This is a genomic window from Georgenia sp. SUBG003, from assembly GCF_000715355.2.
Taxonomy (GTDB): Bacteria; Actinomycetota; Actinomycetes; order Actinomycetales; family Actinomycetaceae; genus Georgenia.
Map to the genome: position 1 here is coordinate 4,197,764 of NZ_CP180204.1, position 19,602 is coordinate 4,217,365.

General features: G+C 65.5%; 17 protein-coding genes, 8 pseudogenes and 1 other annotated feature. Of the genes and pseudogenes, 10 read left to right on the top strand and 15 right to left on the bottom strand.

Annotated elements, in window-relative coordinates:
- Positions 1-467 precede the first annotated feature (467 nt).
- Positions 468-761 carry a DUF6228 family protein gene (locus DA06_RS23155; protein ID WP_418606169.1) on the top strand — a complete coding sequence of 98 codons (294 nt, stop codon included), beginning with the start codon at positions 468-470 and terminating at the stop codon, positions 759-761.
- A 50-nt stretch (positions 762-811) separates the two neighbouring features.
- Here DA06_RS23155 and DA06_RS23160 read toward each other — a convergent pair whose 3' ends face one another.
- On the bottom strand, positions 812-1,357 hold the full coding sequence (locus DA06_RS23160) for a hypothetical protein (protein ID WP_418606171.1): 546 nt from the start codon (positions 1,355-1,357) through the stop codon (positions 812-814).
- A gap of 169 nt (positions 1,358-1,526) precedes the next feature.
- On the opposite strand from DA06_RS23160, the gene DA06_RS23165 reads away from it, so the two are divergent.
- Together DA06_RS23165 and DA06_RS23170 are read left to right on the top strand one after the other, a co-directional pair.
- Positions 1,527-1,952: an ABC transporter permease gene (locus DA06_RS23165; RefSeq protein ID WP_418606172.1), complete on the top strand. Its 426-nt coding sequence runs from the start codon at positions 1,527-1,529 to the stop codon at positions 1,950-1,952.
- Between the two features lie 37 nt (positions 1,953-1,989).
- A complete protein-coding gene (locus DA06_RS23170) occupies positions 1,990-2,370 on the top strand; it encodes a substrate-binding domain-containing protein (protein ID WP_418606174.1) in 381 nt (126 codons plus the stop codon).
- A gap of 676 nt (positions 2,371-3,046) precedes the next feature.
- Here DA06_RS23170 and DA06_RS23175 read toward each other — a convergent pair.
- Positions 3,047-3,187, bottom strand: a complete 141-nt coding sequence (locus DA06_RS23175; protein WP_418606175.1) for a hypothetical protein — start codon at positions 3,185-3,187, stop codon at positions 3,047-3,049.
- 37 nt (positions 3,188-3,224) lie between these two features.
- The gene (locus tag DA06_RS23180; protein WP_052437060.1) at positions 3,225-3,857 is read right to left on the bottom strand and encodes an ABC transporter substrate-binding protein; all 633 of its coding nucleotides are present in this window, start codon (positions 3,855-3,857) and stop codon (positions 3,225-3,227) included.
- Positions 3,858-3,869: 12 nt separating this feature from the next.
- Here DA06_RS23180 and DA06_RS23185 point away from each other — a divergent pair.
- Positions 3,870-4,734, top strand: a pseudogene (locus tag DA06_RS23185) (FAD-binding protein); the annotation flags it as partial.
- 211 nt (positions 4,735-4,945) lie between these two features.
- Here the strand turns inward: DA06_RS23185 and DA06_RS23190 are convergent.
- The 3 genes from DA06_RS23190 to DA06_RS23200 all read right to left on the bottom strand — a co-directional run bounded on the left by DA06_RS23190 (position 4,946) and on the right by DA06_RS23200 (position 7,520).
- Positions 4,946-5,206: a hypothetical protein gene (locus DA06_RS23190; RefSeq protein ID WP_418606176.1), complete on the bottom strand. Its 261-nt coding sequence runs from the start codon at positions 5,204-5,206 to the stop codon at positions 4,946-4,948.
- Between the two features lie 549 nt (positions 5,207-5,755).
- A complete protein-coding gene (locus tag DA06_RS23195) occupies positions 5,756-6,067 on the bottom strand; it encodes a hypothetical protein (protein WP_052437061.1) in 312 nt (103 codons plus the stop codon).
- Between the two features lie 268 nt (positions 6,068-6,335).
- Positions 6,336-7,520: a cytochrome c oxidase subunit I gene (locus DA06_RS23200; protein ID WP_418606177.1), complete on the bottom strand. Its 1,185-nt coding sequence runs from the start codon at positions 7,518-7,520 to the stop codon at positions 6,336-6,338.
- Between DA06_RS23200 and DA06_RS23205 the strand changes: the two genes are divergently transcribed.
- Together DA06_RS23205 and DA06_RS23210 are read left to right on the top strand one after the other, a co-directional pair.
- The gene (locus DA06_RS23205; RefSeq protein ID WP_418606178.1) at positions 7,492-7,746 is read left to right on the top strand and encodes a hypothetical protein; all 255 of its coding nucleotides are present in this window, start codon (positions 7,492-7,494) and stop codon (positions 7,744-7,746) included. The genes DA06_RS23200 and DA06_RS23205 overlap by 29 nt on opposite strands.
- A gap of 32 nt (positions 7,747-7,778) precedes the next feature.
- Positions 7,779-8,534: a DUF4062 domain-containing protein gene (locus DA06_RS23210; protein ID WP_052437062.1), complete on the top strand. Its 756-nt coding sequence runs from the start codon at positions 7,779-7,781 to the stop codon at positions 8,532-8,534.
- Between the two features lie 366 nt (positions 8,535-8,900).
- Here the strand turns inward: DA06_RS23210 and secF are convergent.
- Positions 8,901-9,572 (bottom strand): annotated as a pseudogene (gene secF, locus DA06_RS23215) (protein translocase subunit SecF); the annotation flags it as partial.
- A gap of 768 nt (positions 9,573-10,340) precedes the next feature.
- Here secF and DA06_RS23220 point away from each other — a divergent pair.
- Entirely contained in the window at positions 10,341-10,922 is a 582-nt protein-coding gene (locus tag DA06_RS23220; RefSeq protein WP_418606180.1) for a prepilin peptidase, read from the top strand.
- A gap of 558 nt (positions 10,923-11,480) precedes the next feature.
- Positions 11,481-11,795: a sequence feature (16S ribosomal RNA rRNA prediction is too short), on the top strand.
- 125 nt (positions 11,796-11,920) lie between these two features.
- Here DA06_RS23220 and DA06_RS23225 read toward each other — a convergent pair.
- Positions 11,921-12,901 (bottom strand): annotated as a pseudogene (locus DA06_RS23225) (hypothetical protein); the annotation flags it as partial.
- A gap of 216 nt (positions 12,902-13,117) precedes the next feature.
- On the opposite strand from DA06_RS23225, the gene DA06_RS23230 reads away from it, so the two are divergent.
- Positions 13,118-13,714 (top strand): GTPase domain-containing protein, encoded by a 597-nt coding sequence (locus tag DA06_RS23230; RefSeq protein ID WP_418608182.1) that lies wholly within the window; start codon positions 13,118-13,120, stop codon positions 13,712-13,714.
- 72 nt (positions 13,715-13,786) lie between these two features.
- Here the strand turns inward: DA06_RS23230 and DA06_RS23235 are convergent.
- From DA06_RS23235 to DA06_RS23245, 3 genes and pseudogenes are all read right to left on the bottom strand, one after another.
- Positions 13,787-14,032, bottom strand: a pseudogene (locus tag DA06_RS23235) (WXG100 family type VII secretion target); the annotation flags it as partial.
- A gap of 150 nt (positions 14,033-14,182) precedes the next feature.
- Positions 14,183-14,467: a hypothetical protein gene (locus DA06_RS23240; RefSeq protein ID WP_418608183.1), complete on the bottom strand. Its 285-nt coding sequence runs from the start codon at positions 14,465-14,467 to the stop codon at positions 14,183-14,185.
- Positions 14,450-15,188, bottom strand: a pseudogene (locus DA06_RS23245) (DNA polymerase III subunit alpha); the annotation flags it as partial. The gene DA06_RS23240 and the pseudogene DA06_RS23245, both read right to left, overlap by 18 nt.
- On the opposite strand from DA06_RS23245, the gene DA06_RS23250 reads away from it, so the two are divergent.
- Positions 15,166-15,708 (top strand): nucleoside/nucleotide kinase family protein, encoded by a 543-nt coding sequence (locus DA06_RS23250; RefSeq protein ID WP_418608387.1) that lies wholly within the window; start codon positions 15,166-15,168, stop codon positions 15,706-15,708. The pseudogene DA06_RS23245 and the gene DA06_RS23250 overlap by 23 nt on opposite strands.
- Before the next feature lie 173 nt (positions 15,709-15,881).
- A pseudogene (locus DA06_RS23255) lies at positions 15,882-15,944 on the top strand (hypothetical protein); the annotation flags it as partial.
- On the opposite strand, the pseudogene DA06_RS23260 reads toward DA06_RS23255, so the two are convergent.
- The 4 genes and pseudogenes from DA06_RS23260 to DA06_RS23275 all read right to left on the bottom strand — a co-directional run bounded on the left by DA06_RS23260 (position 15,917) and on the right by DA06_RS23275 (position 19,567).
- Positions 15,917-17,231: pseudogene (locus DA06_RS23260) on the bottom strand (glucose-1-phosphate adenylyltransferase). The pseudogenes DA06_RS23255 and DA06_RS23260 sit on opposite strands and share 28 nt — an antisense overlap.
- Positions 17,232-17,240: 9 nt before the next feature.
- Positions 17,241-17,612 (bottom strand): hypothetical protein, encoded by a 372-nt coding sequence (locus tag DA06_RS23265; RefSeq protein ID WP_418608389.1) that lies wholly within the window; start codon positions 17,610-17,612, stop codon positions 17,241-17,243.
- Positions 17,613-17,922: 310 nt separating this feature from the next.
- A pseudogene (locus tag DA06_RS23270) lies at positions 17,923-18,237 on the bottom strand (nuclease-related domain-containing protein); the annotation flags it as partial.
- A 478-nt stretch (positions 18,238-18,715) separates the two neighbouring features.
- Positions 18,716-19,567 carry a hypothetical protein gene (locus tag DA06_RS23275; protein WP_418606181.1) on the bottom strand — a complete coding sequence of 284 codons (852 nt, stop codon included), beginning with the start codon at positions 19,565-19,567 and terminating at the stop codon, positions 18,716-18,718.
- Positions 19,568-19,602: the final 35 nt, after the last annotated feature.

Below are 19,602 nucleotides of genomic sequence, written 5' to 3' on the forward strand. Positions count from 1 at the left end.
CACACCTGCGTCCCGGCACGCCGCGGCGAGGGCCTCCGTGGCGCCGTGCCACTCCGCGGATCCGATGCCGACCGCTTCCATTCCTGACCCGGGCGCAACCGCGGGGGCGATCCTTCGAAGGTCGGCGATCGCATGACTGACGGCACCGTCTCTGCCTGATGGCAAACGATCGAGCACGCGCGTGGCGATCCCGTACCAGCCTGCTGCTCCTGGCGCTCCATGCGCCCATCACCAACACCGATGTCCGCGTTCTCCACGATCGTCATGACATCGCTGAACCCCGCGCAAACGGCGTCGTCCGCCACGACGGCGGCGGTCGACGAAGACGCCGTCGGAGCGCTCTCAGTTGACATCGCCTCGGCGCCGCTATTGGCGCTGCAGCCAGCGACAAACACGGTCACTACTACGACAGCCGACGCACCCGCGGGCAGCTTTCTCCACATTTGGAACCTTCCCTAGATCGGACGGTGCTGGAGCTGGACGCTATCGCACCGTCCAGACTCCGTCCGGAACTAAGTCTTATCCAGCGCGTGGATGCAGTTTCGGACGTCTCTGACCATGCCGAGGCGTCGTCGGATCATCAGAACCTCACGATTGAGGCAGGTCACGAATATGGGCATGTTCGCCTGACCGTGGTCGTGCGCCACGATCGGTCTGACTGGGACAACGAAGGCTGGCGGGCGATCGGCGATATCACCCTTGAGCCGGGCGAGCAGCTCTCGCAGGTCGCTCGCGATGTGACTGCGCTCGCCCGGGGCTAAGTGAGACTGCGCCAGCAGAGATTCGATGCCGGCCAATCTCAAATTCACGCTTACGGACGTTTCTGCTGCTCCCCGCGTACCCGCGTGGTGCGGTGCGGGGCGCCTCGCACGAACCAGGCTCTGTCCTGAGTCCGCGCAATTCGTTTGCCGGTGTCCGGCAACACCCAGCGAGACCGCACCACTGTGGCGTCGCGTAACCAGTCCTGCCGGTCCACCGGGCGCTGCAGCTGGCGCTCGAGCCACTTGGCGGCCAGCGTCCCGTAGGTGCCCGGCTCCTCTTGGAGGCCGAAGACCGTCAATCCGTCGTTCGTGTACTCATGGTTGTCGAGCAGATACTCATCACCCCACTCGCCTTGGAGCGCCCGGCATCCCCGGCCGTCGTCCCAGTAGCCGATCTGCAGGGTGCAATGCCCAGGCGGTACATCCACCCCGGGCACGTCGGTCATCACCACCAACGGGCGGAGGCCCGCGACGACCCGGAAAGCGTCCAGGGCTACGTCGGGGACGGCCCAGTGAGAGACGTGGGCGGCGAAGGCGAGAAGGAATTCACGTTCTGCGTCAGTCCGCGGAGCATCCCCTGTGAGCGGCGTCCCCATCCCGCCAACGTAGAGCAACACAGAGCCGGACGATCCGTGTTCACTCTGGCCCTCTCCGTTGACAATCCCAGGAACCGCCATCACCAACGGATATGGACTGCGTGGCCGGTTACAGGCACGGCCAAAGTCGGTCCGCGGTGGCGTCAGAGGCGTGGCTCAAGCAGCTGGCTTGCTCGAGGCCTGCCGACGCGTCGGCATCAACGTAGACCGTCAACTGATCAAGGTCTACGCGTTCGCAGGCCTGCTCGCCGGCCTTGCGGGCCTGTTGAACCTGACCTTCTTCCGCTCGACAACGATCGCCGGCCACAGCCTTACCAACCTCGATGTCATTGCGGGCGTCGTCATCGGCGGAACCAGCCTGTTCGGCGGCGTCGGCACCGTCTTCGGCACCGTCATCGGCCTTCTCATCCCGGCGACCCTGCGCAACGGCTTCGTGATTCTCGGGGTCGAACCGTACTGGCAGCAGGTCGTCGTGGGCGCCTTCCTTGTCACGGCGGTCTACTTCGATCAGGTTCGCCGTGCCGCCGCTTCTCGCGGCCAGAAGAAAGTCTCTCTCATCTCCCGCATCGCCCCCCGCAACCGAAAGGAAATCTGACATGCGACGTAATCGAGCACTGCTGCTTGGAACCGCCATGCTCATGGTCGGCAGCGTTGCCGCCTGCTCGACCGGAGCACCCTCCGACTCTTCGACCGGCGCGGCCGGCGGCACGGACGGAGGTGAGCTCAGCGTCGCGTTCATCCAGGGCGTCATCGGCGACAACTTCTACATCTCCATGGAGTGCGGCGTCCGAGCCGCCGCCGAGGAGCTCGGCGTAGACGTCAGCGTCCAGGGTCCCCAGAAGTGGGATCCGGCCCTGCAGCAGCCGATTCTGTCCTCAGTCTCCGCGAACCAGCCGGACGCAATCCTCATCGCTCCGAACGACGTCCAGGCGATGGAGGGGCCTGGGGACTTGCCGCTGAAGGCAAGCTGGAGGTTCGCTGCGGTCATGGAGATTTCCAAAATCGCGCAGTAGAGCTTCGCTTGAGGAACCCAACAGCTGTCCACTTCTCACGATAGACACCGCCGACAAAACTTCGAGAAGGCATACGTCGGACAGTTTCAGACGTGGACCGATAGGTTTGCCTTCAGTTCCATTCGTCGATGTCCGATTGCTGGCGCCGAGGTGAGTACGAGGTTGAAGTGGGTTCCTGTTCGGGTTGGGGCTACATCACTAACAGTGATGCTGCTCGCCAGTTGCGGTGCTGGAGGGAACGTCGATTGGTCCACCCAATCCACCACAAACGTCTCGTGCAGCGATTTGTTCAACACCATCGTGGAGCGAGTTAGGACCGACGATACGTCGGAAGCCATCAACTCGGAACTCGACTGGCTCGGGGACAACTGCCCGACAGAATCTGGTGTCTGGCCCGACTACATGTCGGCACGTGGATTCGCCGAGCAGTACGGCGCTGAATCCTGCGACTCATGGAACGAACTAATCCGTAGGGAAGCGATCGACCTGCTCAGCGAGGAAGGTCTGTGCATCATCGGGCCCTCACCAGCGCCTGCTGGCGAAACTGCAGTGGAAGAGCCCCCCGACGGTGGGATTCCCTGGAGCGATGCGGCCAGCTTCGTAGGTACCAACCAGCGTGTGTGCGGACCGCTAGCCGATCCCGAAGGACCGCCCGCCCCGCTGCGCGTCGCTCCGCTCAGCTCTCAGGACGCACGAAGATGTCGTCGAAGTTCGGCTCCTCGCCGATCATCCCGTACTTCACCGCCGCCTCGGCGTAGGTCTTCACGCTCTCCTCGTCCAGCCCCGGCGCGAACACCGCGAGGTTGGTCTGCTCCACGAGCTCGGGGTCGAGCTCGAGCTTTTCGGTGATGACCTCACGGACGGTCCGGGTTCTCGGTGGCGAACTGGTTCGCCTCGTCCATGGCGGCCTGGAAGTTCGCCACGACCTCCGGGTTGGCCTCGGCGAAAGCGCCCGAGGTGATGTAGTACCCCAGCGTCGTGTCCGGGAAGGGCTCGACGAAGTTGGAGATCAGCGGCTTGAAGCCGCGGCTGTCCGAGATCGACTTGTGCGGCTCGACGGACCAGATGGCGTCGACGTCGCCGCGCTCGAGCGCCGCGGGCATGTCCGAGTACGGCATGGGCGTGAACTCGAGGGTCGAGACGTCCACCCCCTCGCCCTCCAGGGCAGCCTTGATGGTGAGGTCCCCGAGGTTGTTGACCGAGTTCACGGCGATGTTCGCGCCGGCGAGCTGCTCGACGGACTGGATCTCGCCGTCGGGCAGGACGTAGATGCGGGAGGTGTCCTTCTCCGGGTCCGACCCGGTGCCGCAGCAGTTGGACACGAACTTGATGTCCAGGCCCTGGTCGATGGCCTGGAGGTCGGAGACCACGTTGGCGTAGCCGATCGGGCTCTCCTGGTTGACCACGGACGGGACGATGGCGGAGCCGGCCTCGGCGATCTTCACCTCGACGTCGAGCCCGTTGTCGGCGAAGAAGCCCTCCTCCACGGCGAGGTGCGTCAAGGCGGGGACTTCCGCTCCCGCGAGTCCAACGTCTACCGCCTGGCCGAGGTCAGCGCGAACATCATCGACCAGGCCGTCGCCCAGGGCGTGCCGTTCGCCCGCGAGTACGGCGGCCTCCTCGACAACCGTTCCTTCGGCGTCCAGGTCTCCCGCACCTTCTCGCCCGCGGGCAGACCGGCCAGCAGCTGCTCATCGGTGCGTACCAGGCCCTCGAGCGACAGGTGGCCGCCGGCACGGTGAAGACGTACGCGCGGCACGAGATGCTCGAGCTCGTCGTCGTCGACGGGCGGGCGCGCGGGATCATCGTCCGCGACATGGTCACCGGGGAGATCGAGACCCACATGGCCGACGTCGTCGTGCTCGCCACCGGCGGCTACGGCAACGTCTTCTTCCTCTCCACCAACGCGATGGGGTCGAACGTCACCGCCACCTGGCGGGCCCACCGCAAGGGTGCCTACTTCGGCAACCCCTGCTACACGCAGATCCACCCCACGTGCATCCCGGTCGCCGGCGAGTACCAGTCGAAGCTGACGCTCATGTCCGAGTCGCTCCGCAACGACGGACGCATCTGGGTGCCGAAGCGCCCTGAGGACTGCACCAAGGACCCGCGGCAGATCCCCGAGGAGGACCGCGACTACTACCTCGAGCGCATCTACCCCCGCCTTCGGCAACCTCGTCCCGCGCGACATCGCCTCGCGTGCGGCCAAGTACGTGTGCGACGAGGGGCGCGGCGTCGGCCCGGAGGTCGAGGGCGTGCGCCGCGGCGTGTACCTGGACTTCTCCGAGGCGGTCCGGCGCATGGGCAGCGGGGCCGTGTCCTCGAAGTACGGCAAACCTCTTCGACATGTACCAGCGCATCACCGCGCCCCTCAGCCGGTCGGCAATTGGCTCTAGGCCATGCGCTCGGGCAATGATCCGGCGATGTAGTGCCAGGTTCTCCGACCTCAACCGCTCAACCTCGGCCTGGGCGGCAAGCCGCGCCTCAGCGGCAACGAGACGGGTGCGCATGTCGTCCCGCTCCTTGTGCAGTTTCTCTACGTACTGAGCGGGGAAGGTCATCTTGTCCGACACAGTTACACCTCCTCGGGGTAGGCGGTGCGGGATTCGATGGTCAGAACTGCGGTGGCACCGTCCGCCGTCGTGTTCAGATTTTCCAGCTTGGTCACCCGTCCGACTCGTGACACGAGCTGCCCACTGAGGGCCACGAGAATCTCGGCGACGCGCGCCGGGGTGACCATGAACGTCCTGCTGTCGGCTCCCACTGCGCGGCCACCTTGGACGCTGACCTGAACCAGGTAGCGTCGCCGATTCCCGCTCGTCTCGACGTTCAGCACCTGCGCTCCGGTGCCAAGGCGTGGTTGGTCGGTGAAGCTTTCGCTGAACCGCTCAGCGTCGAGGCGAACGGGGCGTCTCGAGCGGGTGCGCCTCGGGAACCTCTGACTTCGCGACTGCACCGACCGTTACTGCGAGGTTAGACCTGATAACGACTTCATCGGCAAGGTAGGGAATCACCGGCAGATGAGGCACCACAGCAAGACGCATGGTGGCGTTGCCGTTGTTACCGGGGGGCAATCTCGCCCCGTACCAGATCGCCAGCGGCTCACGTGCCGAACCAGGTCCATGCGGGCTTGGTGGCCCCGTCGCGGCGCATGATGAGGTAAGGCGACTCGAGATAGTCCTCGACCGCGCGCAGCGCCTCGGCGTACACCGTGACGCGTTCCTCGCGCCTGGTGGCGTTCTTCTGCTGGCGGTAGCGGCCACCACGACCAGGGCCGCGATCAGAGCGCCCAGTACCGCGGCCACGACTGTGGCTACCTCAAGCGGTCCGAACCCCCAGAACAACCAGGCCGTCTCGACGGTCACCACTAAGGGCTCGCGAACGATCACGCCGCCTCCCTCGCTGGGAACCCGTGCGGGGCCTCGTCCAACACCCACACCCCACCGTCATGTCCGCCGGTCTCCCGCCAGATGTGCTCAGCGCACAGGTGGTCGTAGACGATGCGCAACAGCCCGTCCAAGAAGTCCACGCGGGAGCGCCATCGACGCCACGGCAGGTCACCCGGATAGAACAGGCACAGGCCATCGTCAGGCATGCGATGCGGGGAGTCGCCGTCGTCGGCATAGACCGCCGGATAGTCCTCCGGCGGAAGGCCGTACGTCTCCCATGTCGGTTCCGCTCGAAACTCGATGCGCACGGGTACCCGGTCCGGCCGACCGGGGATGTGCAGTCCGGCGTGCAGGTATGTGAGCCGACGGTGGCCTGATGGTGGTCCACGATGTCGTCCGCCGTGCCTGCGTCGAAGGTGCCGACGTCCCCGGCCAGGTAGGCGACTGCTCGGCGCCGGCCAGGGTGTCGACCGGCCGTGCTACCTCCCGTCCGCGGTCCGGGGGAGGGCCGGCGGTCCGCGGTCGCGTCGCCGAGCCGGACTGGTCAGACCCGGCAGGCCGAGGCCGGCGACGAGATCAGGGGATCTCCTTCCCGCGCTCGGGCGGGTTCGGGGTTGCGTCCGCGGTCGAGGCGATCGAGGAGATCGTCCCGGCCACGCACTCGGGGCCGGCGTACAGCGAGTCGAACAGGTCCCGGTTCGGCTCGGAGTGGTCCATCACGGCGACCTCGGGATGGTGCAGGTCGAACGCCGGACGCTCGGAGCGGATCCGTGGCAGCACGGTGAAGTTGTGCCGCGGCAGGGGGGCACGAGGTGGCCCACTCGAGGGAGTTGCCGAAGCCCCACGGGTCGTCGACGAACACCGTCCGCGGCCCGCCGCTGGGTGAGTGTAGACGTTCCACAGGAACGGCAGCGTGGACAAGGCGATGAGGAAGGCTCCCACCGTCGAGAGCTGGTTGTACAGGGTGAACCCGTCCTCCACCATGTACTCCGCGTAGCGGCGGGGCATGCCCTGGGCCCCCAGCCAGTGCTGGACCAGGAACGTCGTGTGGAAGCCGATGAAAAGGATCCAGAAGCTGATCTTGCCGAGCCGCTCGTCGAGCATCCGCCCGGTCCACTTGGGCCACCAGAAGTGGAAGCCGGAGTACATCGCGAACACGACGGTGCCGAACACGACGTAGTGGAAGTGCGCCACCACGAAGTAGGTGTCGTGGACCTGGAAGTCCATCGCGGGGCTGGACAGGATGACGCCGGTCAGGCCGCCGAACAGGAACGTGACGAGGAAGCCGAGGGCGAAGAGCATGCCGGCGTCGAACGTGATCTGGCCGCGCCACATCGTGCCGATCCAGTTGAAGAACTTCACGCCCGTGGGCACGGCGATGAGCATCGTCATCAGCGAGAAGAACGGCAGCATGACGCCGCCGGTGGTGAACATGTGGTGCGCCCAGACGGTCATCGACAGCGCCGCGATGGTGATGGTGGCGAAGACGAGGCCCTTGTAGCCGAAGATCGGCTTGCGGGAGAAGACCGGGATGACCTCGGAGATGATCCCGAAGAAGGGCAGGGCGATGACGTAGACCTCGGGGTGGCCGAAGAACCAGAAGAGGTGCTGCCACAGCAAGCTCCGCCGAAGTCGGGGTTGTAGATCTGGCCGCCGAGCACCCGGTCGATGCCCAGACCGAACAGGGCCGAGGCCAGGACGGGGGAACGCCATGAGCACCAGGAGCGAGGTGATGAGGGTGTTCCACGTGAAGATGGGCATCCGGAACATGGTCATGCCGGGGGGCGCGCAGCGTGACGATCGTGGCGATGAAGTTGACGGCGCCGAAGATGGTCGCGAACCCGGTCATGGCCAGGCCGAGGACCCAGAGGTCACCGCCGAGGCCGGGGCGGCGCCGGATGACCTGCACCGTCCCCGCGAGGGTTCCTCTACTGGGACGTTTCCTGCGCTAGCCCGGGTGGACATGGCGTCCGGCCCTGCGACTTAGCCGCATCTTGGACGATGACTATCGTTCGTCCCATGGTTGACGCGCTCCCGCTCCGTATCTTTCTCGCTTCGCCCGGTGATCTAGAAGATGAGCGGTCCACCGTGCGTGCGTGCGTCGATGAGCACAACGCTCGTCAGACTGGCGAGAGCAGGGTGACGTACGAGGTTGTGGAATGGAACCGTGTGCGCGGCACCGCGCGCCGGGCCCAAGAGGCGATCAACGAACTGATCGCCGAGAGCCACTTCATGATCGTATTGTTCAAGCGTGCTTGGGGCAGCGCGCCGGGCAGCCCCTGGGGTTATACCTCGGGCACCGAGGAAGAGTTCTTCACCGGCCTCCTCGAACTAGGACAGATCGAGCAGCCCATGCGAGATCTATGGGTCGGCTTCGTCGACGACTCTGACCCCGATAGGCGCATCGTCAAGTTGCGACAGGAGATCATCGACCGACACTCGGTGATGTTCGAATCGATCAGCGGCCTACGAGATTTGAAGGAAAAGCTAACTGATCGTCTCAAGTCGTGGGAGGAGCTCGCGGGCACCAAGATCCCGCAGCATGTCGACTTGCTGCCGTCGTCGGGGAAGGACGTTCTGCGGGCGGCAAATCTGCGACTCCAGGGCGAGAAGCTCATCGACCTTGGCCAGGCTGATGCTGGCCGCGCCTCGCTCCATGAGGCCGCCGTTCTTGGTGGCCCAGCTGAGCGTTTGGCGTACGCACGGTTCCTCCGACGATCAGGTGACTTGGAGAGCGCATACGCGGAGACACAGAGGGCAGTCGACCACTCATAGAAGGGGCCCATCTATTCAACGCTCGCGGCGGACGCTTCTCCGCTCAGGCTAAGGTGCTCAGCGCCCAGGGGCGCAACCATGATGCCGTAGGTCAACTTGAGCACGCGCTGACTTTGGTTGTGGCAGACGACGCCTACGCCCGGGCGGTCCGCTGCCGGATCCATGACGACCTCGGGCTTGCCTACAGGAAGGTCGACGACCTGGCGAGCGCGCGGCGCAACTTGAAACAGCTTTGCAGGCTAGGCGCGAGGCTGGCCAAAGGGAGGTCTCCCAGTCCTTGATCAATCTCGCGAGACTCGAAGTGGCGGCCGGCGATCTAGCGACCGCAGCCGATACTCGGAGGAGTGATCACCGTGCTGCGCGAGGCTCCCGCAGCGCCACCTCGAGAGGGGCGGCGAGGAAGACGGAGGACAGGGACGAGAGCGTCATGCCGACGAACAGGGCGAGCGCGATGTCCCGCAGCGTGCCGGCTCCGAGCAGGAAGGCACCGACGAAGAGGATCGACGCGACCGGCAGGAGTCCCGTGACCGAGGTGTTGATCGAGCGCACGAGCGTCTGGTTCACGGCGAGGTTGGCGCCCTCGGCGTACGTGTACTTGTCCTGCGTGTACAGGTCGGCGTTGTTCTCGCGGACCTTGTCGAACACCACGACCGTGTCGTACAGGGAGTAGCCGAGGATCGTGAGGAACCCGATCACGGAGGCCGGCGTGACCTCGAAGCCCACGGCGGCGTAGACGCCGACCGTGACGACCAGGTCGTGGAGGAGCGCTCCCACGGCGCCCAGCGCCATCGTCCAGGTGCGGAAGTACAGCGCCATCCCGACCGTGATGAGCACGAGGAAGATGATCAGGCCCTGGACGGCCTTCGAGGTGACGTCGGCTCCCCAGGTCGGGCCGACGAACGTGGCGGCGACATCCTCGGGCGGGACGTCGTACGCCTCCGCCAGGGCACCCTGGACCTCGGTGGTCTGCTCGTTGGTGAGACGCTCGGTCTGCACGCGCACCGAGTCGCTGCCCACGGCGGACACGCGCGGCGGCTCGCCGGCGCCGAGGTCCTCGAGCACCCTGTTTTTCACGGGACGCCAAACAGGCGGGGAAGCTTGTGGGAACGCCACGCAACTCCGCGCTGCCGTCAGGAGAGGCCTTAGTCAACGGCGTGCGAGATTCTCTGACGTTCGTACACCGCGAGAGAGGTATCCGAACTTGGCACGCCGTCACCCATGGTTCGGTTCAGCAGTTTGCGGCCGGCTAGAGTGGACGCACTTCTCGTCACTGCGAAGTTTCACGTGAAACCCGACGTTCCCGCAGGTCAGCCCGCGATACGGGTGATGCGCCCCCGGCGTCGGGTTTTGGCCATCGGAATGATGGCGTCCCTCCAAAGCGATGCCTCGGCGCGACGATGAACGCGTCCGGATTTCTGCGACGCCCCATGGACTCGTCTGGCGTTTCATGCAGCTTTGACGACTTCCACTGCACCAAGCGTTGAGCGCTACGGCAGGAAGCCTGAGAAACATTCTCAGGAACGCCTGGGCAGGATACCGGTTCATGCCCCAGCAGAGCCGACGGTCGGACGCCGATCATGGAAGCGGCTCATCCTCTGGATGGCGTGCCAACCGACCCACCACGTCTTCAGTACCGAATAGTTCGATCAGCTACCCACCGATGACCGCGCTACTTATCGACGCTTGTCGATAATAACGACCATCGTGCTTTCCCCTCCGGGAACGGGCCGTACCTCTTCGACCCGGGTGTCGCGCGCCCCGAGCTTCCGCAGGACGTACTTTGGTGCATTCTCGCTCTGCCGTTGGGTGCACACCGTCACCAATAGGCGTTCACGGCTGCACTCGCACCATGCGTACGTTCCGCTGGCCGCAATTGGTGGCGTTGGCGCGGCGGCCCTGGGCGAAACTTGGGCAGAAGTCCTCGCCTTTTCGGTGCTCGCCGTAGCGTGCGCGGTGCTCATTGTTGCCGACCTCGCAGAATTTCGGCTTCCGGACATCATCGTTCTTCCGATGTACCCGGCGCTACTGGCGCTGCTAACGATTGCTGCAACCGCTGCCGGAACATGGAGTTCCCTTGTCCGAGCAGGGACGGCAAGCGTTGTTCTGCTTTTGAGCTACTTCGTAGTCGCATGGGTTTACCCCGCCGGCTTGGGTCTGGGCGACGTCAAACTGTCGGGTGTCCTCGGCATGTTCCTCGGCTGGTGTGGCTGGTCGCAGGTTCTTCTCGGCACCTTCGCTGCCTTCGCGATCAACGCGCTAGCCGCCCTGGTCCTGCTCGCCCTTCGTCGGGTAACGCTGAAGTCGGACGTGCCGTTCGGGCCATCGATGATCCTTGGCGCAGCGGTCGGCGCGGCGTGGGGTCCCGCCGTGTTCCCGTCTCTCAGCTGACTTCTTCGGCAACCCTCGCACCGGTGAGCGCGCTCAGCTCGCGAAGCCGTGCCTTCGCATCCTTCGACGATGGCCCGCACAATCTCCGCCGTCGGGCGCAGCTGACCTGTGTCGAATTCTTTGTCCTGGTGAATGTGTCCTGGATTACTCCGGGGGGGATTTGCGGGGGGCGGGTTCGGACGGGTTAGGTTTGAGAGGTTGCCCCGGAGGGGGTCCGAGAGCGGGAATTGTTTCGGGTTCTGTCTCCGGTGTGTGTCTGTTCTTTGAGAACTCAACAGTGTGCCAAGTTTTTTGATGCCATTTGAATTCTGGGTGTCGTGGCGGCCGGCCTCGTGGTTGGTGTGTCGTGGTGCCTGGGGTTTTGTTTTGTTTTGGTTGTCGTGCCTGGTCCTGCCTGTCGGGGCCGGGTGCGTTGGCCTGGATTGGCCCTGGTCCTGCCGGTTGGTGGGGGTGGGGTTCTCCGTATGGATTGTCGGCCGTGCCTTTTGGGGGTGTTGGTTCGGCGTGTGTTTTTAACGGAGAGTTTGATCCTGGCTCAGGACGAACGCTGGCGGCGTGCTTAACACATGCAAGTCGAACGATGAGGGCCCGGGCTTGCCCGGGTCTGATTAGTGGCGAACGGGTGAGTAACACGTGAGTAACCTGCCCCCGACTTCGGGATAACCGCGAGAAATCGTGGCTAATACCGGATATGACGCCCCTGCCGCATGGTGGGGTGTGGAAAGACTGTGTCGGTCGGGGATGGGCTCGCGGCCTATCAGCTTGTTGGTGGGGTGATGGCCTACCAAGCGACGGGTAGCCGGCCTGAGAGGGTGACCGGCCACACTGGGACTGAGACACGGCCCGATCCGGCTCCTCGGGGGTGCCGATGAGCACGGCACGGTCCAGAAGAGTGTTCTGCTTCTCGCAGCTGACCTCAGGCAGCAGCACGCAGGCGTGACAGGCCGCCAGGTTGAGCCCTCCGGATCCGCCGGCCACGGACTCGATGCACACCGGTCCTGCGTGCACCAAGCCGAGCGTTCGACGGCGCTGTGCAGCACGGCGGCAAGGCGGTCGGTCTCGCTCTGCGCGACCAGCCCGCCCAGGCTGCCCGCCGCGTCTGCGGTAGCGGTGTAGACAAGGAGCCCGGCCATGCCCTCGTCCGAGTACACGCGTTCCCGGAGCGACGAAGCCGGATAGCCCGCATCCAGGGAGAGCTCCTCGAGGAAGACATGTGCGAGCGTGTGAAGCAGGACCTCCCGTGGCTGGAGCTGCCGGGCCACGGAATTGCGTTCGATGGCGCGGTCATCGAGCGCCCGCTGGATCTTGCCCGTCCGCGTGGCCGCGAACGGAGTGACCTCCCATGCGGAGAGCGTCGACTCGTCGAACCCGAGGAAGATGCCCTCCCCCAGCACTTCGATCGCGGGCAGCCAACGTGTGCGTCGGTCCGCCAGAGGGGCATATCTCTTTCGGTCCTCGGGACCGCCGGACGGTGTTACGCGCGTGAATGCCTGGAGTGCTCGGACCTCTCGGAGGCGTGGCACCGCCATCACCTGAGAGACGACCGAGTCGAGGCGCCCGGAGACTGGGACCGACGTGGCGACGAAGTTCTGCTGCGGATCGGTCTCGGGCCTTCCGATCCTCAGTGCGTCGTACTCCTGACGGCGCAGCTGGGTCTCGGCGACGGCCTCGTCACCGAAGTCGAATCCGCGCTGCCCCAGAATCGCCTCGACCAGCTGGTCTCGCTCGTTCTGCGAGAGGTCGGGCGCGGCGGATCTGCACCACCATCGGCAGTTGATCCTCGCCGGCCACGTCTGGATCGACCTCGGTTCAGCGGTGGTGACAACCGTTCGATCGTATCGGCTGCGTCCGCGGACGGAAGCGATACACCGCCTATTTGCTGCCACGATCGTCCGAACTACCAGTGGGTCGTCCTCCGCGCGCGTAATCGTCAAACTCCGACGCCAGAACGCGAGCCGTCGAGTATCGGACCGTGCCATCCTGACGCAGAGATCTCCGTGGACAGGACAGGTGCGTTGTTGGACTCATTGCCGTCAGCCATCGATCTCGCCGAGGGAGGGCGCTGCGCTCCCGAGATCTTCGACGAGATGCTCGTACTTGAACGACTCCTCGAGGAGCTCCCATCCGCGCACCGTGCTGTACGAGACTTACGCGATCAACTCGCTTTGGCCAAGCGGGCAGTCGAACGCTCAGTCATGGGAACCCCTCTCGTCGCGCTTGTCGGCAGAACCAAGGCCGGGAAGAGCACCTTCAGACATGCCCTTACCGGGACGGGGGAGGAGGAGATAGGCCGAGGCGACCAACGAACCACGAGACGGATCATCGAGTGGTGCGCGGGGCAGGTCGACTACATCGACACTCCCGGCGTCGGCGCATTCCGCGGGTCAGACGACACCGCTCTGACTAGGCTCGCGGCCTCGACCGCGGACCTGCTCGTCTGGGTGGTGTCGAACGACCCACCACAACCGCAGACGCTCGATGACGTCGCGACCATTGCGCGTGACGGCGCTCCGATGCTCGTGGTCGTCAACCACAAGCGCGCCCTGCTTCCCGAGGACCTCAGCGCAGACGCGCCGCCCCAACTGCTCACTCATCGCGACGAGCATGTGGCACATCTGACCGAGAAGCTGGCGGCTCGCGGCGTCACCCCTCGCGCCGTGCTCCACGCGCACTTCGATGCGGCGAGGCTGCGGTGGGGGAGGCCAGGACGCCAGCAACGTGTGGGCCGATGCCTCGAATCTCGGTGCGGTGGCCGCAGCGCTCGAACTCGAAGCGCACCGCTGCCTCGATGATGCCGATCTCATGGATGCGAGGTCGCGCAGGGTCGCAGACCTCCTCGGAGAGACGCGACGCTCGACGCTCGAGTATGCGTTGGTCAGGTACTGCGATAGGTCCTGCAGACCCTCGATCGTCTGCTGCGCCCCGGTGGTGAACTGCTGGTAGGACTCGTTGAACCGCACCGAGGCCTGGTCCGTGACGAACCCGGACTCCACCAGCCCCTGGATCTGCGCCTGCAGCCGGTTCAGGTCCGCGATGATCTGGTCCTTCGCCGTGACCAGGTTGTTGGCCTCGCGCTGCATCTCGTCGTAGGAGACGTTGATGTTCGACATCGTGCGTCACTCCCCCTCGTGGGATCGAGGACCCGCCGCCTGCCGGCGGGATCCGCTGGGAACATTCCTACCGGTCCGAAATGCGCCTTGTCGCCCACCGGCCATGGGGACAACTCCCCCCGGGGACAACTCCCCGGGTCAGCTCCCGGGTCATTCCTCGCCGATGTCCTCGTTCCACAGCGCCGGTTCGGCGGCGACGAACTCGCGCATCAGCGCCACGCACGCGGGATCGTCGAGCACGACCACCTCGACCCCGCGCGAGCGCAGCAGGTCCTCCGCACCCAGGAACGTGCGGTTCTCGCCGATCACCACACGCGGGATGCCGTAGAGAAGGATCGCTCCCGCGCACATGTCGCACGGGGACAGGGTGGTCACCATCGTCGCGCGGGCGTAGACGCGCGCGGGCAGCCGCCCCGCGTGGCGAGGCACGCCCATCGGGCCGGGGCGGTAGAGCGCGCCGACGGCGGAGATGTCCTCGAAGTTGTCGGGGCGCATGAGCCGCAGGAGCGTCCGCATGCCGCCGCCGTCGAGCTGGAACACCCCCAGGGTGTCGCCCCGCCCGAGCAGCTCGTACGTCCTGGGGTCGTCGAGACCGAGGGTCTCCAGGTCCACCGGCTCCTTGCCGTTGACCTCGAGGTTCTTCAGCGCGTCGTCGATCACCGTCAGGTTCCGGAGGCCCAGGAAGTCCATCTTCAGCAGGCCGAGGCCCTCGCACGTCGGGTAGTCGAACTGCGTGATGATGGCGCCGTCCTGGGGCCGGCGCATGATCGGGATGATGTCGATCAGGGGGGCGGAGGACATGATGACGGCGCAGGCGTGCACGCCCCACTGGCGCTTGATGCCCTCCAGGCCCTGCGCGTACGCGACGATCTTCTGCGCCTCGGGGTCCGTGGAGTGGACCTGGCGGAACTCCTCCGCCTCGGCGTAGCGCTTGTCCTTGGGGTCGAAGATCCCCGAGAGCGTGATGTCCTTGCCCATGACCGACGGCGGCATCGCCTTGGTCAGCTTCTCCCCCATCGCGAAGGGGTAGCCGAGCACGCGGGAGGAGTCCTTCAGCGCCTGCTTGGCCTTGATGGTCCCGTAGGTGACCACCTGCGCGACACGGTCGTCGCCGTACTTCCTGGTCACGTACGATGACCTCGCCACGCCGGCGCTCTGCCGCGCTGGCCGCCGCCCTCGGTGACACCGCTGTGCTGATCGGCATGGACGGGTTCCACTACGCCAACATGGAGTTGCGGCGCCTCGGGCGAGCGCACCGCAAAGGCGCACCGGACACCTTCGACGTCGACGGGTACGTCGCTCTGCTGTCCCGCCTGTCTGACCAGGGAGACGGCGTCGTCTACGCGCCGTACTTCGACCGGGCCCTCGAGGAGTCGATCGGCAGCGCTGTACCGGTGTTCCCCGACGTGCCGCTCGTCATCACCGAGGGCAACTACCTCCTTAACGACGACCACGGATGGGGAGCCGTACGGCAGTACCTCGACGAGGCATGGTTCATCGACGTCGCCCCTGACGTCCGACGCGAACGCCTCATCAACCGGCGGATCTCGTACGGCCACTCCGAGCTTGACTCGGTGACATGGGTCGATGGCGTTGACGAGCGAAACGCGGCCGCAGTCGAACCGTCGCGCGACCGCGCCGACTTAATCGTGCATGTAACGACGGCATTGGGATGACCCGCGGCGTCGAGCGACGTGCGGGATTGGAGGAACAAGCAATGACCCAGCTCAACGCGCGCACCCTGAAGCACGTCGACCCGGACGTGCAGAGACCGCGATACGACCGCGCAGCCGTCCGGCCCGGCATCCTGCACATCGGAGTGGGCGGCTTCCACCGCGCCCACCAGGCGATGTACATCGACCGCGTGCTTGCCACGGGCGAGTGTCAGTGGGGAATTGTCGGGGTGGGCACGTTGCCCACCGACCGTGCGATGCGAGACGCGTTGACCGCCCAGGACATGATGTACACCTTGCGGACCACGGCGCCAGACGGCTCAATGCCCGACTCGGTGACGGTGAAGCCGCGGGCGAGGTCGTGCTCGTGGTCGACTCCCCACCTGCGCCCGGCTCGACGCTGACGTTCTTGTCGAGGATCGCGCGGTTGACGGTGGCGTTGCGGCCGACGTCGACCCCGTCGAAGAGCACCGAGTCCCGGATCGAGGACCACGAGTTCACCCGGGTACCGGGTGAGAGGACGGAGCCGATGACCTCGCCGCCGGAGACGATCACCCCGGGGAGACGATCGAGTCCAGGGCGTGCCCCAGGCGCTCGCGGTGGGCGTAGACGAACTTGGCCGGCGGCAGCCCCGTGTAGCCGGTGAAGAGCGGCCAGGAGTCGTTGTAGAGGTTGAAGACCGGGTAGACGGAGATGAGGTCCTGGTTGGCCTCGTAGTAGGCGTCCACCGTGCCGACGTCGCGCCAGTAGTTGCGGTCACGGTCGGTGGACCCGGGCACGTCGTTGAAGGTGAAGTCGTACAGGCCCGCGGCGCCGTCGTTCACGAACGCCGGGACGATCGAGCCGCCCATGTCGTGCTTGGAGGACTCGTCCTTGGCGTCGGCGGTGACGGCCTCGACGAGCGCGTCGGCGTCGAGGACGTAGTTGCCCATCGAGGCGAGAATCTCGTCGGGGGAGTCGGTCAGCCCGACGGCGTCGGTCGGCTTCTCGAGGAACTCGCCGATCTTGTGGGGGTTGTCCGCGTCGGCCTGGATGACCCCGAACTGGTCCGCCAGGGACAGCGGCTGCCTGATGCCCGCCACCGTGAGCGGGAAGCCGGAGTCCATGTGCTGCTCCACCATCTGGGAGAAGTCCATGCGGTAGATGTTGTCCGCGCCCACGATGACGACGATGTCGGGCCGCTCGTCGTCGATGAGGTTGAGGGACTGGTAGACGGCGTCGGCGCTGCCGAGGAACCAGTGCTTGCCCACGCGCTGCTGCGCGGGGACCGGGGCGACGTAGTTGCCGAGCAGGTTCGACATCCGCCACGTCTTGGCGATGTGCCGGTCCAGGCTGTGCGACTTGTACTGCGTCAGCACGACGACCCGGAGGTAGCCCGAGTTGACGATGTTGGACAGGGCGAAGTCGATGAGGCGGTAGATGCCCCCGAACGGCACCGCGGGCTTAGCGCGGTCGACGGTCAGCGGCATGAGCCGCTTTCCCTCGCCGCCGGCCAGGACTATCGCGAGGACGCGTGGGGCTGCCATGCCCCGACCTTAGGGCCGGTCCGCGTCCTCCGTCGTCCGATGGCGGTAAATTGCCTCGTGTCGCGTTGGACCCAGCTCCCAGTCGCTCTGCCAGATCACGTGCACCTTCGATCGACGCAAGAACAGGCGCCCGTCCGGGGCTGAGGTGCCAAAGTCCGGCCGTCGAAGGGGGTAACGATCGACCTCGTCCCACGCGTCGTTAACGGCCTCGGCCTGCGCATCGAGGAGGGCATCGATCATCTTGGCGCGGGTCAACGACCGGAGGTAGTCCTCGTCGAGCGCGGGGAACGCGGGCCGCATGAGGTTGAGCAACGCGAGCCGGTCCAGCCGGTGCAAGGTCATGAGGTAGCGGTACCTGCGCGCTGCGCTCGACGAAGCCATGCTGTTTCCTCCCCGTTGCGGTCGGGTGGTGCGTCGCACAACCCGGCATCCGTGCAGATGCTAGGGGAGTCACACATAGCTTGCTTCCAGTCGGACGTGGCGCAGAAGTATTCCGGTCATTGAAATTATCGCCCCGCCGACCTGTCACTTGCATGAACGTGCACGAGTTGACGACACCGACGGTGCTGGGCGCGTTGGGATGCACCACGATCCAGCCACGCACCTCGGCTGCCGGAATGAGTGCGCGGACGCGCTCGATCGCCGTGCCGAGGCTCGTGTGGTAGCCCGCGTGCGTCTGCTTGTTGCCAAGGATCTTCCGCCACGGGTCCAGCTCGTAAAGGGCGGGCTTCCATAGCTTGGAATCGATGAGCGCTACCCGGTTGCCGGCAACCACAGCGTGGTCGATGTCCGCGCGTACGGAGCCGGGAAATCGCAAGCCATGCACGAGGCGCACGCCGAGCATTCGGCAGAGGTGCTCCAAGAGGCTCGCGGTGAAATGTTCACCTAGCGTGCCGAGCGCGCATTGCGCTCTCCGAACCGGGAGAGCGAGCGGACCAGGCCAGCGCGGTGTGCTCATCGGGATTCCAATCGCCTTGGTCAGCGACACACAAGTTGCCGCTGTCATACAGGTGAGGCGCGCGCTCCCACCGACGACCGGCGGGCGCGCCCAAACGGCGCTGCCCACGAACGGCCACGTAAGGGAGCCCACGGTCGCGACGCAAGAAGACGCCGATCGGGAACGTCCCACGTCCGGTGACGATGTCGCCCATCCAGCACGGAGCGAAGTCGTCCTCGGCCGGCAAGTAGGTGAACCCGGGAAATGCACGTTCCATGGCCTCGATGTGGCGAGTCACCTGATCCGCATCCACATCCCACCACGCCGCATCTCCACCCGGTGTGTCATCGGGCTCGTCTGCCCCCCCATGGAACGTGTGAGGTGCAACCGGTGTCACGTCACCGAAGGTAGCGTGCGCGTATCCGCCGGTAGGGGTTGACGTGACGTTGTCGAACACGACACGTCCGTTCATCGTGACGTATCGGGGGGACATTGATGCCGAAGTGGCTCAGCAGAGCAATGGCGGTCATATCGGCTCCTCAGTGGCTCAAGATCTTCGTGGTGGGTGTGCCATCAAGTTGTCGAACGAGGTCGGGCAGCAAGTGCAGGATGTTCCGCCACCGGAAGTCGTAGAAGTGATACGCCCGTTCGTTGTAGTCACGCTGATATCTCTTAGGTGACTTCTCGTGGCGGGAGAAGTCACCCTTTGGTCCTTGCTGAGGAAGTTTCGAAGCGGCGGATATTTGTCGAGGATGCGAACCGGCTCTCCCACGGGCGCCGCCTCCATGGTGTAGCGGACAGCATCATCACCGTCGGTGATTCCCCACTCCTCGACCAGATCGGTGAACGCCTCCCGGTCCGTCACGACCAGCACAGGCTGGCCGAGTTCTCGCATGGAGCGGGACGCCTCGTGGCTCGACACCACGCAGACGTTCTTGGTCGGCACGTGTCGAAGCTCCTGCCCTACTGCGACCCTGAGCTGCTCCGGGGCGGTGATGTAGCGGCAGGCCCAGCTGTAGGCCGAGGCTATTCGCGCGATGTCGTCGGTCTTCTCGACGGCTTCGAGAATTGTGACCCAGTCGTCGTAGGAGAGGTCGTCCAGCGACTCGACCATTCCGAGCCGGCGCGCCTGCGCCGTCGTCACGTCCGGGACCGGGAAGCCCGGCGGAACCGGATCGGCATCGGGCGAGAGGCAGGAGGCCACCGGCCATGGCCCGAGCGGTGTCAGGAGCATGCCGTGCTGACTCACCCACCAGTACTCCGGCGGGTTGTATGCGTTCCGGCCGTAGCTGACATTCGAGCGGTGCTGCACGGTCCAGGGCTGAGTCCTCCCGAAGTTGAGCACAGCCTCGGTGATCGCTACGCGGCCTAGCGTGGAGAGCCGCGGGAGCATCTCCATGGGCCACATGGGGTCACCCCGGTTGACGACGAGCT